Annotated in this window: 15 protein-coding genes, 1 rRNA gene and 1 other annotated feature; all 16 genes read right to left on the reverse strand. The window is 37.9% G+C overall.

The window, feature by feature from the left end; genetic code table 11:
* Positions 1-41 precede the first annotated feature (41 nt).
* Positions 42-209: a preprotein translocase subunit SecE gene (secE, locus tag D8M05_RS13735; RefSeq protein ID WP_121132763.1), complete on the reverse strand. Its 168-nt coding sequence runs from the start codon at positions 207-209 to the stop codon at positions 42-44.
* A gap of 34 nt (positions 210-243) precedes the next feature.
* Positions 244-393, reverse strand: a complete 150-nt coding sequence (gene rpmG / locus D8M05_RS13740; RefSeq protein ID WP_220667589.1) for a 50S ribosomal protein L33 — start codon at positions 391-393, stop codon at positions 244-246.
* Between the two features lie 125 nt (positions 394-518).
* Entirely contained in the window at positions 519-1,127 is a 609-nt protein-coding gene (sigH, locus tag D8M05_RS13745; RefSeq protein ID WP_121132789.1) for an RNA polymerase sporulation sigma factor SigH, read from the reverse strand.
* Between the two features lie 195 nt (positions 1,128-1,322).
* Positions 1,323-1,832, reverse strand: a complete 510-nt coding sequence (locus D8M05_RS13750; RefSeq protein WP_121132766.1) for an NYN domain-containing protein — start codon at positions 1,830-1,832, stop codon at positions 1,323-1,325.
* Positions 1,832-2,578 carry a 23S rRNA (guanosine(2251)-2'-O)-methyltransferase RlmB gene (gene rlmB / locus D8M05_RS13755; RefSeq protein ID WP_121132768.1) on the reverse strand — a complete coding sequence of 249 codons (747 nt, stop codon included), beginning with the start codon at positions 2,576-2,578 and terminating at the stop codon, positions 1,832-1,834. The genes D8M05_RS13750 and rlmB overlap by 1 nt, the downstream gene beginning before the upstream one ends.
* Before the next feature lies 1 nt (position 2,579).
* Entirely contained in the window at positions 2,580-2,978 is a 399-nt protein-coding gene (locus D8M05_RS13760; RefSeq protein ID WP_121132770.1) for a Mini-ribonuclease 3, read from the reverse strand.
* A gap of 6 nt (positions 2,979-2,984) precedes the next feature.
* Positions 2,985-4,388 carry a cysteine--tRNA ligase gene (cysS, locus tag D8M05_RS13765; protein ID WP_121132772.1) on the reverse strand — a complete coding sequence of 468 codons (1,404 nt, stop codon included), beginning with the start codon at positions 4,386-4,388 and terminating at the stop codon, positions 2,985-2,987.
* On the reverse strand, positions 4,378-5,037 hold the full coding sequence (gene epsC, locus D8M05_RS13770) for a serine O-acetyltransferase EpsC (protein ID WP_121132774.1): 660 nt from the start codon (positions 5,035-5,037) through the stop codon (positions 4,378-4,380). Before epsC ends, cysS begins: the two co-directional genes overlap by 11 nt.
* 51 nt (positions 5,038-5,088) lie before the next feature.
* Positions 5,089-5,316 (reverse strand) — a binding site (T-box leader).
* A 45-nt stretch (positions 5,317-5,361) separates the two neighbouring features.
* Positions 5,362-6,831 carry a glutamate--tRNA ligase gene (gene gltX / locus D8M05_RS13775; RefSeq protein ID WP_121132776.1) on the reverse strand — a complete coding sequence of 490 codons (1,470 nt, stop codon included), beginning with the start codon at positions 6,829-6,831 and terminating at the stop codon, positions 5,362-5,364.
* 745 nt (positions 6,832-7,576) lie between these two features.
* Positions 7,577-8,665 carry a PIN/TRAM domain-containing protein gene (locus tag D8M05_RS13780; protein WP_121132778.1) on the reverse strand — a complete coding sequence of 363 codons (1,089 nt, stop codon included), beginning with the start codon at positions 8,663-8,665 and terminating at the stop codon, positions 7,577-7,579.
* 120 nt (positions 8,666-8,785) lie between these two features.
* A complete protein-coding gene (gene radA, locus D8M05_RS13785; RefSeq protein WP_121132779.1) occupies positions 8,786-10,159 on the reverse strand; it encodes a DNA repair protein RadA in 1,374 nt (457 codons plus the stop codon).
* Between the two features lie 180 nt (positions 10,160-10,339).
* Positions 10,340-12,769, reverse strand: a complete 2,430-nt coding sequence (gene clpC / locus D8M05_RS13790) for an ATP-dependent protease ATP-binding subunit ClpC (protein WP_121132781.1) — start codon at positions 12,767-12,769, stop codon at positions 10,340-10,342.
* 13 nt (positions 12,770-12,782) lie between these two features.
* A complete protein-coding gene (gene mcsB / locus D8M05_RS13795) occupies positions 12,783-13,847 on the reverse strand; it encodes a protein-arginine kinase McsB (protein ID WP_121132783.1) in 1,065 nt (354 codons plus the stop codon).
* Positions 13,844-14,383 (reverse strand): protein-arginine kinase activator protein McsA, encoded by a 540-nt coding sequence (gene mcsA, locus D8M05_RS13800; protein ID WP_121132785.1) that lies wholly within the window; start codon positions 14,381-14,383, stop codon positions 13,844-13,846. Before mcsA ends, mcsB begins: the two co-directional genes overlap by 4 nt.
* 63 nt (positions 14,384-14,446) lie before the next feature.
* Entirely contained in the window at positions 14,447-14,908 is a 462-nt protein-coding gene (locus D8M05_RS13805; protein WP_121132787.1) for a CtsR family transcriptional regulator, read from the reverse strand.
* Between the two features lie 404 nt (positions 14,909-15,312).
* Positions 15,313-15,426 (reverse strand): 5S ribosomal RNA (rrf, locus tag D8M05_RS13810).
* Positions 15,427-15,454: the final 28 nt, after the last annotated feature.

Raw genomic sequence — 15,454 nt, forward strand, 5'->3', positions numbered from 1 at the left:
CTTACATTATAGCATAAACTTGTTAAATGTATTCAAGTACATTATAACAAGTTTAATCCTAACGAGATTAATTGATCAACAATCATAAAGAATATCGCCATAAAAATAACTGAAGCTAGAACAATCACTGTATAGTTCGTTAGTTCCTTACCTTTAGGCCAACTAACTTTTCTCATTTCTTTTGAAACATTTTTTAGAAATTTAAACAAGGTTGTACCCCCCAACTCTACCTTACTGCGCTATTTATTTTGTCTCGCGATGCAATGTATGTTTCCCACATGTTTTGCAATATTTGCGTACCTCTAAACGAGTAGATTGTGTAGATACATTTTTATCCGTTGTGTAATTTCTACTTGAACAGATTGCACACGCTAGAGTTATCTTTACACTCACATTTCTCACCCCAAAACTAGAGGTTTTTTCTTCATATAATGTAGCATGTTTCTGCATATTATGTCAACGTCATTAAAAGCATCAAAACACTATTATTCAGTTGTTAGATGATAACATTCACATCGTTAGAAATGAATCTCATTTGCATCCATTAATTGCTCTAATTTTCGTTTTACTCGTTGGAGAGCATTATCGATTGATTTCACATGTCTTTTCAATTCTACAGAAATCTCCTGATATGTCTGTCCATCAAGGTATAAGTGAAGGACTTGCTTCTCTAACTCGCTTAACAATTCAGATAATTTTAGCTCCATATCCCCCATTTTCTCACGATTTACTAATAATTCTTGTGGATCAATAGCTCTTGAACCAGCAATAACATCTAGTAACGTTCGATCCGATTCTTCGTCATATATTGGTTTATCTAACGAAATATAGGAGTTAAGGGGAATATGCTTTTGTCTCGTTGCTGTTTTAATTGCTGTTATCATTTGTCTTGTTATACATAATTCAGCAAAAGCCTTAAATGAAGAGAGCTTGTCCACATCATAGTCTCGAATTGCTTTATAAAGCCCAATCATTCCTTCTTGAATGATATCTTCTTTATCGGCTCCAATTAAGAAGTACGTTCGCACTTTTGCTCGAACAAAGTTTTTATATTTATTAATTAGATAATCAAGGGCATGACTTTCCCCTTGATGGATTAAGCGTATAATTTCTTCATCATCAAGCATATGTATGTTTTTAGTAATTTCGTCTAATCGCTCGATCTTCAAGAAAAATACCCCCAACTATAGCCACTTTATCGCCATTATACAGCAAGGATTCAGAAATCGTCAATAAAGGTCTAGAAATTTGCAGAAAAATATAGAAAAGGCTAAAAATTTCACACCAGGGGAACTGTGTAGATTTTCCATCTTTAAAGATACCTATATTTCTCCACGCCTCATTTTCTCAAATTTTTCAAGCAATTCCTCATCTAGTTCTATTTTAGATTGTGGCTTCTGGTATTGATGACTTTCTATATTCTCATTAATTTGGCGTTCGATATCTTTTAAATCTATATATAATTCACGTGCTGACTTTCTTAGTGCACCTTGCCCAAAAATCGTCCGTTGCTCCGCATAGTCAGATGTAGCCACATATACTTGTGTTTTTATATTTTTTAATTTCCTTACAAGTTTTTCAATGCATTCATCAGCAGTCTCTTTTTCTTTGGTATAAATAATTTCTACCTTTAATTCCTTTAGTTTACTCGAGATACCCCGAACGTAGTATGCATCAAACACAATAATCACTCGGTAACCTGAGTATGCCTGATATTCTGCCATTAACTCTATTAAGCGGTCCCTCGCCTGAGAGATATCTTTTTCTTTTAAACGCTCTAGTTCTTCCCACGCCCCAATAATATTGTATCCATCCACTACAACGATAACCATTACGATTCACCTAACGAATACCTTTTTCTATATACTTCATAAAGTAGTAAGCTACAAGCAACAGATGCATTAAGGGAAGATACTTTCCCTTTCATCGGAAGACTTACCGTAAAATCACATTTTTTCTGTACTAATCTGCTCATGCCCTTGCCCTCATTACCAATTACAACCGCAATTGGTAATGTACCATCTAGTCTTCTGTAATCTTGCGTTGCTTCCGCTTCCGTCCCAACTACCCAGACATTTCGCTCCTTTAGTTCATCAATTGTATTTGCAATATTTGTTACTCTTGCGACCGGAATATGTTCCATGGCTCCAGCAGCTGTCTTCGCAACCGTGGCTGTTAAACCAACAGACCTCCTTTTTGGAATAATCACCCCATGTGCTCCGACTGCATCTGCTGTACGTAAAATAGAACCTAAATTATGCGGATCCTCTAGCTCGTCGAGAATAATAAAAAAGGGATCTTCATTTCTCTTTGTCGCACGATTAAATAGGTCATCAAGTGTAGCATATTGATAAGAAGCAACATATGCAATAACACCTTGATGATTTTCTGAAGTAATTTGGTCTAGCTTATTCCTAGGCACCTTCTGTATAACTGTACCTGCCTCTTTCACTAACATACGAAGCTTTCCTTGGGTATTTGCATTTAATTGTTCGGAAACAAGTACTTTATTTACTGATCTGCCTGATTTTAATGCTTCTATTACTGGGTTTTTCCCAACAATGAATTCTTGATCCACCTTATTCACTCCTTTCCTCAATGAATTGAACTGCTTTTTGCAATAAATCCTTTAGTCTTTGTTCATTATTTGCTAAATAATGATATCCGATTAACGCCTCGAAGGCTGTACTGTAACGATAGGTTTGAATACTAATATTCTTAGGTGTTGAGCCTGATTTTGCATTCCTACCTCTTGCTACAACTCGTTCTTCCTCTTCTGTTAGTATACCCTTTTCTATCCAATCTAAGATTACCTTTGCTTGGGCTTTCCCGGATACAAAGGTAATCGCTAACTGGTGCAAATTGTTTGGCTTCACTAGCCCATTTCGTATTAGGTGCTCTCTAATATACACCTCATATATCGCATCACCCATATATGCAAGGCTTAAGCTTTTCATTTGTTTTACGTCTACATTCATCTGTTACTATCCTCGTTTCCAGCGCACTCCTTGGGGGGTATCTTCTAATATAATGCCTTTTTGTTTTAGCATATCCCTTATTTCATCTGCACGCGCAAAGTCACGGCTCTTTCTAGCATTATTTCTTTCCTTAATTAGATTTTCAATATCCTCATCAAGTAATTCCTTTTCTTCTTCTGTTATCTGAATCCCTAGTATATTGAACAAGGAGACAATTGTTTCTTGGAATGCTTCTATAACTTTTGTAGATGTCTGTTCTAATTTCAAGTAAAGATTCGCTTCTTTAGCTAGGTCAAATAGAACAGAGATAGCATTCGCTGTATTAAAGTCATCATCCATTGCCGCTTCAAACTGTTTCTTACGCGAATCAATTTCCTGTAACCATGTATGATCATCGTCTACTAAATTCATACTGGAAGCCTTTCGGTGCTCAAGGTTGTGATAAGCTGTTTTTATGCGGTCGTAACTATGTTTCGCACTTTCGAGTAATTCCTCTGTAAAATTAATCGGGTTACGATAATGGACACTTAACATGAAGAATCGTAATACCTTTGGATCATGCATTTCAATCAGTTCTCTTGTTAAAACAAAGTTGCCGAGCGATTTAGACATTTTTTCATTATTAATATTAATATATCCATTATGCATCCAATAATTAGCGAACGCTTTCCCATTTCGCGCTTCTGATTGAGCAATTTCATTCTCATGATGCGGAAAAGTTAGATCCTGGCCACCTGCATGGATGTCAATCGTATCTCCAAGGTATTTTTTAGCCATTGCGGAACACTCAATATGCCAACCAGGCCGTCCATCTCCCCATGGTGATTCCCAAGCTATTTCTCCATCCTTTGCTTTTTTCCATAAGGCAAAATCGAGCGGGTCTTCTTTCTTCTCGCCAACTTGAATACGGGCACCTGAACGTAATTCATCTACTGATTGGTGGGATAATTTACCATATCCGTCAAAAGCTCGCGGTTTAAAATATACATCACCTTGTGCTTCGTATGCAAACCCCTGCTGCACAAGCGCATCAATGAATGCAATAATATCCTCCATTGTATCCATTACACGTGGATGATGGGTTGCTTCCTTCACACCTAGCTTCTTAACGTCCTCTTGATAAGCATGAATAAATTTATTCGCAATTTCCGGGACCTCTTTCCCTAGCTCTTTCGCCGCCTTAATAATTTTGTCATCTACATCCGTGAAGTTCAAAACATAATTAACCTTAAATCCCTTATATTCAAAGTAACGACGGACTGTATCAAAAACAATTGCTGGCCGCGCATTACCAATATGGATATAATTATACACAGTCGGCCCACAGACATACATGCTTACTTTCCCTTCTTCTAAAGGGATAAACTTATCTTTTTCACGTGTCAGTGTATTATAGATTTTAATTGACATTTTCTTTCCCTACCTTTCTAGCAGCAATCTCTGCCTTCAACTTATCTATTTCATCTTGCATCTGTTTTATTTTATCGGAAATAGGGTCTGGCATATTATGATGATCTAAATCTCTTCTTACCTTTACCCCATTTTGGATAACAATTCTTCCTGGCACCCCTACTACCGTACAATTATCTGGTACATCTTTTACGACAACAGCGCCACCACCTACTTTAGAATTCTCACCAATCGTAATGGATCCTAGTACTTTAGCACCTGTTGAGATTAGAGCATTATCTTTAATAGTCGGGTGACGCTTCCCCTTTTCCTTTCCTGTTCCACCTAATGTAACACCTTGAAAAAGGGTTACATTATCTCCTATTTCACAGGTCTCACCAATGACAACACCCATTCCATGGTCAATGAAAAACCGTCTACCAATAATAGCACCTGGGTGAATTTCAATTCCCGTAAAGAAACGACTAATTTGCGAGATCACTCTAGCTAAGAAAAACAGCCTTCTTTTATAGAAAACATGAGCTATACGGTGAGACCAGATTGCATGCAGGCCCGAATAGGTTAAACAAACTTCAAAATAGGTTCTTGCAGCTGGATCTTGTTCAAACACGACATCCATATCTTCTTTCATTCGTTTAAAGATTCCCATCATATGTCCTCCCCTGTGTGTGCAAATAAAAAAACGCCCCTGTGTAATATACACAGAGACGCTTTTAAGCGCGGTTCCACTCTGTTTGGAAATAATCTTCCCAACTCATGCTCTAAATAACGGTAGAGTGCCGCTGTCATGTACCATATAAGATCATACTTCCATAACAGACTCCAAGGTGCACTTCAGGAAGCACCTACTTAAAATCACTTTCAGCCGGTGGTGATTTTCTCTGTATAAGCAGGGACGCTCCTTACTTTCCCTTTTCTTCGTTCAAGATATTTGTATATATACTATATTATACAATAGCGGAAATGTGAATATTTAAGCTCCAATTTGTTTTAGAATTTTATCTAAACGAGCAACTACAACATCTTTACCTAACAATTCAATTGCCATTGGAAGTTCAGGGCCATGCATTTGACCAGTTGTTGCTATACGAATTGGCATAAATAGTTTTTTCCCTCTATGCCCTGTTTCTTTTTGCGTTGCCTTAATTTGTGCCTTAATTGAATCCTTGGTAAAGTCATCTAAATGAATAAGCTTATCCGTAAAGACCTGTAACACCTCAGGTACTTGTTCTCCTTTTAAGACTTCTTCGGAATCCTCGTCAAGTGTAATGTGATCCTTGAAGAACATCTCTGTTAATTCAACAATTTCCTGACCATAGCGCAACTGCTCATGATAAAGGCTAATTACTTTTTCAGCCCATGAACGTGTAGCTTCATCCATTTCTTCAGTCAATCTTCCTGCCTCTATTAAATGTGGCATTGTTAACTCAATTACATTAGCTAAATCCATGTTTTTAATATACTCATTATTCATCCACTTTAATTTTTGCTGATCAAAGATAGCGGCGGAAGTGGATAAGCGGTCTGGATCAAAAATATTAATTAATGTTTCTTTATCAAAAATCTCTTCTTCGCCAACAGGAGACCATCCAAGTAGGGAAATGAAATTAAATAAAGCTTCTGGTAAATAGCCCAAATTCTTGTATTGCTCGATAAATTGAACAATATGATTATCACGTTTACTTAGTTTTTTACGATCTTCATTCAGAATCAATGTCATATGTCCAAATTGCGGAGATTCCCAACCAAACGTCTCATAAATCATCATCTGTTTTGGTGTATTAGAAATATGTTCTTCCCCGCGGAAAACTTGTGTAATCCTCATTAAATGGTCATCAATTGCTACTGCAAAATTATACGTTGGAATGCCATTTTGTTTTACAATAACCCAGTCACCAAAGTCACTTGATTCAAATGTAATTTCACCACGGACAATATCTTCAAATTTATAAGTTGTATTCTCAGGTACACGGAAGCGAATACTTGGTTTGCGTCCCTCCGCTTCATATGCAGCAATTTGCTCCGCACTTAAATCACGGTGTGCACCAGAATATTTAGGAACTTGTCCATTAGCGCGTTGTTCTTCACGTTCCGCTTCCAATTCTTCTTCTGACATATAGCATTTGTACGCTTGTCCCTTTTCTAACAATTCATCAACGTATTTCTGGTAGATGTCCAAGCGTTCTGTTTGACGATATGGGCCATAATCTCCTCCGATGTCTGCCCCTTCATCCCACTCTAAGCCTAACCATTTAAGGTATTTAAGTTGGCTTTCTTCTCCACCTTCAACATTCCGCTTTTCATCGGTATCTTCTGTACGGATAATAAACTTTCCATTAAAGTGTTTTGCATATAGATAATTAAAAAGTGCTGTTCTTGCGTTTCCAATATGTAAATGTCCTGTAGGGCTTGGAGCATAACGCACACGAATTTCGTTCGACATGATGTTTCCCCTTTCGATCCTTTAAATTTTAATAATATATTATAGTTTATCACAGGTACGTAGCGAATGTACTACATAATGCTAGCATCCTGTGTTTGTTATCATTTTAATAAGCTGTTAATGTTTGTTGCTTTTTATTTTTCGCAGTTGATATAAACTTTGGACTATTTGAATTCAAACAATTAAGCTCTCGCTCACACTTATGATTGGTTTATGTCGTCATTCGCTGCGGCAGAATACTTCGCTTTCCACGGGCACGGCCTCAGCCTCCTCGGAAGAAAACCACTTCCTGCGGGGTCTTCGGACACGTGCTTTTCCCGTAGGAGTCTACGTATTCTGCCTCCGCTAAAAAAGTATTTCTGATTAATGTATAAGCGTATGCAATAATAATACGTTTGTCGTAGATTTAGTCTCCCCTTTTAGAAAAAACATGAAGTTCTAGTCTTTAAAGAAGGAAAGTAGAATCTTAGTGGAGGAAACACACGTAGACTCCTGCGGGAGGAGAGGCCTAGATGAGACACCGTAGTGCGACAGCACGAAGGTGGCTCATCAGCCGCCCGCGGAAAGCGAAGTGTGTTTCCGGAACGACGCGCTTTACACAATACTGAATTACACTAGTCAACAGTTTATATAAATTGTGTAATTCACAACAATCTTTTAGAAAACAGACTTTTATTATACTAAGCAAAAAGTGATAACATTATGTTGTTATCACTTTGTTCTATCCTTATATGTTATACCCTTTTTATAAAGCTTTTTCAAGTAATTTTGGCTTTGCGAATATCATTCGACCTGCTGATGTTTGTAATACACTAGTAATAAGAACCTCTATTGTTTTACCAATATAGTCTTTTCCTTCTTCGACAACAATCATGGTCCCATCATCTAAATACGCAACGCCTTGGTTCTGTTCTTTCCCATCTTTAATAACCTGTACAACAAGTTCCTCACCAGGTAAAACAACAGGCTTTACAGCATTGGCCAAATCATTAATATTCAACACATGTACACCTTGAAGGTCACAAACTTTGTTTAAATTAAAATCGTTCGTCACAATGATACCATCAATAACTTTTGCTAGTTTAATTAATTTACTATCCACTTCTCCAATATCTTCAAAATCACCTTCATATATTTCCACGGTTACCGGCAGCTCTTTTTGGATTCGGTTTAATACATCAAGCCCGCGTCTGCCTCGGTTTCTTTTTAACGCATCTGAAGAGTCAGCAATATGCTGTAATTCACCTAATACAAATTGTGGAATGATAATTGTCCCTTCCAAGAAACTCGTTTGACAAATATCCGCAATTCGACCGTCAATAATAACACTCGTATCTAATATTTTCGCCCGAGGTAATAGATTGGATTCCTGCTCATCACCATCTCGTGCTTTTTCCCTTTTACTTGTTTTCAATAGATTCACAAATTCATCTCTACGTTTAAACCCAACTTGGAATCCAAAGTAACCTAGTAAAATCATAATAAACAGCGGTAACACCTGGGAAATAATATCAATATGAATATCTTGCAATGGCCTGTTGATAAAATATGCAATAACTAATCCTAAAATCAATCCTACACTTCCAAAAAGTAAATCTACTGCAGGAATCTTTATCAACGAATCCTCAACCCACTTTAGGAAGCCTACGATATATCCAGCTATCCAATAGGAAATTAAAAAGAATATAATTGCACCTAGTATCATGCCTAAATATGGAGAAGCAACCCAACTTACATCCGTGAAATCTAATAAGTAAATAATTTCTGGTACATATATAAATCCGGCTGTACCCCCTAGAATAACAAAAAATAGATTAACAATTATTTTTAACAACAATTTCACCTCCTAAAATATATTATTACCGTTAATTCAAATAAATAATCCTTATAATTACAAGAAGCCTATAATATCAACTAAATCATAGCATACACAGAAAAAAATACTACAAATGAACTACGCTTCTACTCCAATATCGAGTGCCTCTTGAACGGTACTTACACCAATAACTTGTATGTTCTTAGGTGCGGTCCATCCATCTAAATTGTTCTTTGGACAAATAACACGGTTAAATCCAAGTTTCGCGGCTTCTTGAATACGTTGCTCGATCCTTGATACCCTTCTAATTTCACCAGTCAAGCCGACTTCACCTATGAATATATCATCAGGCTTTGTTGGTCTATCTCGATAGCTCGAAGCAATACTAATAGCAACAGCTAAATCAACTGCCGGTTCATCAAGCTTCACACCACCAGCAACCTTTAAATAGGCATCTTGATTTTGTAGCATCAATCCAACACGTTTCTCCAGTACGGCCATTAATAGCGACACACGATTATGGTCAAGCCCCGTAGCCATTCGGCGTGGGTTTCCAAAGCTCGTTGGGGAGATTAGAGCCTGTATTTCGACAAGAACGGGTCTTGTGCCTTCCATCGAGGCAACGACTGTTGATCCTGCTGCACCGCGGGTACGTTCCTCCAAGAATATCTCAGAAGGATTCAATACCTCTCGGAGTCCTTCTTCCTTCATTTCAAATATACCCATCTCGTTCGTTGACCCGAAACGATTCTTTACACCACGCAAAATCCGATATGTATGGTGTCTTTCGCCTTCAAAGTACAATACGGCATCAACCATGTGTTCTAGTAATCGTGGTCCTGCAATAGACCCTTCTTTTGTAACATGGCCGACGATAAATATTGGGATATTGTTTGTTTTCGCGATACGCATTAACTCGCCTGTACATTCTCTAACTTGTGAAACACTCCCTGGAGCACTCGTTACTTCTTCTTTGTATATCGTCTGAATCGAATCAATAACAACAAATGCTGGCCTTACTTGCTCAATTTGTGAAGTAATGTCAAATAGGTTCGTTTCTGCTAACACATAAAGTGAATCGGCATGTATTCCTAGTCTATCAGCCCTTAATTTGGTTTGCCTGGGGGATTCCTCGCCCGATATATATAGGACTGGCATTTCCTTTTCAGCTAGCTGAGCGGATATTTGCAACAGCAAGGTGGACTTCCCGATACCTGGGTCCCCTCCTACTAAGACAAGTGATCCAGGAACAATACCGCCTCCGAGGACGCGATTAAACTCTTTTAAAGAAGTAGGGATTCTAGGCTCTTTTTGTGATTCTATTCCCGTTATTTTAACTGGTTTACTGCCATTTTGAGAAACACCTTTAAATATATGCTGGCCTCTACCTTTCGATACCTCTAGTTCTTCAACCAATGTATTCCAATTATTACACCCTGGGCATTTCCCCATCCATTTTGCTGATTCATAGCCACATTCCTGACAGGTAAATTTCGTTTTACGTTTAACCAATTATTCTCTTCCCTTTCTATCTCTATTGTATCGCATCTCCATCATTATTAGGTTACAGGCATCTATCAATTCGTCTTTAATGTTACATATTTTTGCCACAAATAGATTGCTTCTACATTTGGGAAAAGCTAGAAGAATAATTTCTTCTAGCTTTTTAACCATATACAACCTATGAAATTACTATGAAAGGATGATGAAATCACCTTTATTGGTTAAACCGATTTTTACTGCATTTCCCTTCTCAATGGTCCCCTTGAGGAGTTCTTCCGATAATAAATCCTCAACATGTTTCTGAATCGATCTTCTCAATGGCCTTGCGCCGTATTCAGGGTCAAAGCCTTCCGTAGCTATTTTCTCTAACGCCTTATCTGTTAATGTAAAGTCAATCTCAAGGTCCTTCAGACGACTTTGCAGCTGCTTAACCATAAGCGACACAATATCCTTCATATGTTTCTTCTCTAAAGAATGGAATACAATTGTTTCATCGATACGATTTAAGAACTCTGGACGAAACACTTTTTTAAGTTCTTCCATCACTTTTGATTTCATATCTTTGTATTCCTGCCCTTCATCACCCATCGTGAACCCAACATACTTATTGCGTTTCAATTCACTTGCACCAACATTGGAAGTCATGATGATTACCGTATTACGGAAATCTACTACACGGCCTTTTGAATCAGTAAGTCTTCCATCCTCTAGCACTTGTAAAAGGATATTAAACACTTCTGGATGAGCTTTCTCTATTTCATCTAGTAGAACAACAGAATATGGTTTTCTACGGACCTTCTCCGTCAATTGTCCACCCTCATCATACCCAACATACCCTGGCGGTGAACCAACTAATCGTGACGTAGCGTGACGTTCCATGTATTCAGACATATCGATACGAATCATCGCATCTTCATCGGCAAACATAACCTCCGCAAGCGCACGTGCCAATTCCGTTTTACCTACACCAGTTGGTCCTAGGAATATAAAGGAGCCAATCGGACGTTTCGGATCTTTTAAGCCCGCTCTTGCTCGTCGTATTGCTTTTGATATTGCATTAACAGCTTCACCTTGACCGATTACACGGTTGTGGAGAATATCTTCCATATTGAGTAATCGTTCACTTTCATCTTTGGTCATTTTCGAAACAGGAATCCCAGTCCAGCTTGATACAACACTCGCAATATCTTCAATTGTTACTTCAGAATTTGTTTGTCCTTGTTGTTCCTTCCACTCCTGTTTTGTCTTTTCTAATTCCTCGCGATACCGTTGTTCAGAATCTCTTAATGATGCAGCCTTTTCAAACTCTTGACTTTGTACAGCAGCATCCTTTTCCTTCCTCACTTCTTCAAGCTTTAATTCAAGCTCTTTTAAATTAGGTGGTACTGTATAGGAATGCAAGCGGACTTTGGAACCTGCTTCATCAATTAGATCAATTGCCTTGTCTGGCAAGAAACGATCCGTAATGTAGCGGTCTGATAATGTTGCAGCTGCATCAATTGCCTCATCAGTAATCGTTACACGGTGATGCGCCTCATAGCGGTCTCTAAGGCCATGTAAAATTTGTACCGTTTCTTCGACTGTAGGTTGATCAACTTGTATTGGTTGGAATCTACGTTCAAGTGCTGCGTCCTTCTCAATATATTTACGATACTCATCAAGTGTAGTGGCACCGATACATTGCAACTCGCCACGAGCAAGTGATGGCTTTAAAATATTTGATGCATCAATCGCACCCTCTGCCCCACCTGCTCCAATTAATGTATGTAACTCATCGATGAAAATAATAATATTTCCTGCTTGGCGTATTTCTTCCATTACCTTCTTCAAGCGATCTTCAAATTCACCACGATACTTTGTACCTGCAACCACTGTCCCCATATCCAACGTCATGACACGTTTATCTCGTAATGTTTCTGGTACTTCATTGTCGACAATTTGCTGTGCAAGTCCTTCTGCAACTGCTGTTTTCCCAACACCTGGCTCCCCAATTAATACAGGATTGTTTTTTGTTCTTCTACTTAAAACTTGAATAACGCGTTGGATTTCATTTGATCGGCCAATAACTGGATCAATTTTTCCATCCCGAGCACTTTGTGTTAAATCCCTTGCAAGTGAATCCAGTGTTGGCGTATTAGCACTAGACTGCTGTCCCCCTCGCCCTTGGCGTCCTGCTTGTGATTCATTACTACCAAGTAATTGCAGCACTTGTTGCCTTGCTTTATTCAAACTCACACCAAGATTATTTAAAACACGGGCTGCGACACCCTCACCTTCGCGAATTAAACCAAGAAGGATATGTTCTGTTCCAACATAAGAATGTCCTAATTTTCTCGCTTCATCTTGGGATAGTTCTACAACTTTCTTTGCACGAGGCGTATAATGAATGGATTGCATTGGTTGTTTTCCAACACCTATCAATTTCTCTACTTCCTCTTGTATTTTTGAAACTTCTAATCCTAATGATTGTAATGCCTTTGCAGCAATTCCCTCACCTTCTCGCACCAGCCCTAAAAGAATATGCTCCGTTCCAATATTATTATGACCAAGGCGCACAGCTTCTTCCTGTGATAGTGCAAGTACCTTCTGAGCCCTCTCTGTAAATCGTCCAAACATCATAAATGCTTCCCTCCTATTTCTCTAACTGTAATCGTTCTCGGATGAGTGATGCTCTTAACACATCACGTTCACTTGCTGATAATGTTTTCTTCGCATAATGTTGCAAAAAACCTGGCTGTATAAGTACCATAAGTTCATTAAGTATGTATCTTGATGTACCTGTAATAATACCTAAATCTATTCCAAGTCGCACATTTGATATGCAACTGGAAGCCTCTTTTGATTCAATAATTCTACTATGAGCCATAACACCATATGCCCTGAAAATACGGTCCTCTAACGCGATACCTGATTCTTTCATAATGATATTTCTCGCATTTCTTTCATGCTCAATAAGCTGATTAACAACGCTTTGCAGATCGTCAACAATATCCGCTTCGGACTTTCCTAAGGTAATCTGATTTGAGATTTGAAAAATATTCCCCAAAGCTTCACTACCTTCTCCATAAATCCCCCTAACCACAAGGCCTAATTGATTAATAGCTGGCATCATACGATTAATTTGTCTTGTCAGAACAAGTGCCGGTATATGCATCATAACCGAAGCCCGCATTCCCGTACCAACATTTGTTGGACATGTTGTCAAATATCCCTTTCTCTCATCAAATGCATATGTTACCTTTTCTTCTAACCAATTATCAACTTCAAATGACTTCTCTAAGGCCTTACGTAATTGCAATCCTGGGAAATAAAGTTGTATTCGAATATGATCCTCTTCATTTATCATAATGGATACTTGTTCATTATTCGATATTAATGCCGCAGATTCCTTCGTATATTTTGTTAAATGTGGGCTAATTAAATGCTTTTCTACTAAGACACGTTTATCCACCGCACTAAGTTCATCAATCGGAATAAACTGGAACTCTTCATAATTATCAAACGCTTTGTTAGCAAATTCCTTTTTGAAAAAATCACGGACTCCTTGTAATTTTGAACCATCAGCCACAAATGGGTAAGGAATATCTTGCAAGTTTCTAGCTAATCGAATACGACTGCTTAATACAATATCACTATCTGGGCCCTCATCCCTCATCCATGGGCTAATTGCTTCATCCATAAAGTGTTCCAATGTCATGAGTGATCACCTGCTTCCGGTTTCTTTACACTCGTTTCCAATTCTTTTATCTTATCACGGACCTTTGCAGCCTCCTCAAAGGCTTCCGTTTCAATTAGCTGCTGTAATTGACTCCTGTAGTTACCTAATTCTTTTCTTAATTGTAAATCAATACCTGCTCGTTTTGGTATCTTCCCAGAGTGCCTCGTATTTCCAGCATGTACACGTCTTAGAATAGGGTCGAGTCTCTCTTCAAACGTTTCATAGCATGTAGCACATCCGAATTTACCTATCTGCTTAAACTGTGAAAAGCTCATTCCACAATGTGGACATTGCAATTCCTTTACTTGTTGAATGGTGGGGCTTTCCATTTTGAATGTATCAAAATTAAATATCCCAGATAACAAGTTATGAAGTGAATAGCCTTCCTCTGGGTAGCTTACGTATCCTTTTTCCTTCGCACAAACTTCACATACTCTAATTTCTATCTTCTTACCGTTACTAACCTTCGTAAAGTGAAGTGTGGCTGGACGCTCGTGGCATTCCTGACATTCCATTTGTATTCCCCCTTTACACAGTGCTATAAAATAAAATATTTCCCGTAAATTATCAATGTTAAACTAAAAATATTTTAATTGTAATAACATCGCTGTCAAAACCCTTGCGCGTATTTCGTCCCTCAGTGGCAAATTAAAGGCCAATGTATCCCGATCAATCGCCGCTTTCATAATCTTTGCCTCACGCTCTGTAATTATTTCCTCTTCTGTTAATCGATCCAATACATCAACCGCTGACCTTTGCGCAATTGTTGGATTAACCATTTCAATGATTTCGTCAATTAGTTTGGATTTATCTTGATGTGTGATACGAATAATTCTAATATAACCACCACCACCACGCTTACTTTCCACAATATATCCCTTCTCTAATGTAAAACGAGTATTTATAACGTAATTTATTTGAGAAGGGACGCATTGAAACCTATTAGCTATTTCACTTCGCTTAATTTCTATTGCATTTTTCCCTTTCGTCTGTAAAACTTTCTTCAAATACTGTTCAATGACATCCGATATATTACTCATCTATCCATCTCCTCACTGCCTGTATATGTGGAGTCTATCGTTTATCATCACTAAATCCCAATTTTGACTTTGACTATCTTTGACTATATTTTTATTATACGCGAATTTCAAAGAGATGCAAATATCTTTTATTATTTTAGACAAAAATTAGAGAAACAAAACCTTACATCATATATTATTGTAAGGTTTATCTACTTTCAATATTTATTTAGGTCATTATTCCTTGATATAATTTTCCCAGTTCCTATTTTGTTTTATATCCTTTAATCAAAGAATCTCTAAGATATAAATTAACGCAAAAGAACATTTACTTTACAGAATATGTCCATATCTGTTATTTATGACACTAGCTTTGTTCTAGTATATAAAAAAACCTAAGACAATGTCTTAGGTTTTTTTATTTTGCCTGGCGGTGTCCTACTCTTGCAGGGGAACCCCCAACTACCATCGGCGCTGGAGAGCTTAACTTCTGTGTTCGGTATGGGAACAGGTGTGGCCTCTCCGCCATCACTACCAGACAACTATATATTGAGTTATAAATCTTAT

The organism is Oceanobacillus bengalensis, from assembly GCF_003628445.1.
Classification (GTDB): Bacteria; Bacillota; Bacilli; order Bacillales; family Amphibacillaceae; genus Oceanobacillus; species Oceanobacillus bengalensis.

What these genes read in the sequence shown, in the direction of transcription:
- sigH (WP_121132789.1), bottom strand. Translation starts at nt 1,127, where the DNA reads ATGCTTGATGATGAAGAAATTATACGCTTAATCCATCAAGGGGAAAGT.
- D8M05_RS13750 (WP_121132766.1), bottom strand. Translation starts at nt 1,832, where the DNA reads ATGGTTATCGTTGTAGTGGATGGATACAATATTATTGGGGCGTGGGAA.
- D8M05_RS13760 (WP_121132770.1), bottom strand. Translation starts at nt 2,978, where the DNA reads ATGAATGTAGACGTAAAACAAATGAAAAGCTTAAGCCTTGCATATATG.
- cysS (WP_121132772.1), bottom strand. Translation starts at nt 4,388, where the DNA reads ATGTCAATTAAAATCTATAATACACTGACACGTGAAAAAGATAAGTTT.
- epsC (WP_121132774.1), bottom strand. Translation starts at nt 5,037, where the DNA reads ATGGGAATCTTTAAACGAATGAAAGAAGATATGGATGTCGTGTTTGAA.
- gltX (WP_121132776.1), bottom strand. Translation starts at nt 6,831, where the DNA reads ATGTCGAACGAAATTCGTGTGCGTTATGCTCCAAGCCCTACAGGACAT.
- clpC (WP_121132781.1), bottom strand. Translation starts at nt 12,769, where the DNA reads ATGATGTTTGGACGATTTACAGAGAGGGCTCAGAAGGTACTTGCACTA.
- mcsB (WP_121132783.1), bottom strand. Translation starts at nt 13,847, where the DNA reads ATGACATTGGAACACTTTATGGATGAAGCAATTAGCCCATGGATGAGG.
- mcsA (WP_121132785.1), bottom strand. Translation starts at nt 14,383, where the DNA reads ATGGAATGTCAGGAATGCCACGAGCGTCCAGCCACACTTCACTTTACG.
- D8M05_RS13805 (WP_121132787.1), bottom strand. Translation starts at nt 14,908, where the DNA reads ATGAGTAATATATCGGATGTCATTGAACAGTATTTGAAGAAAGTTTTA.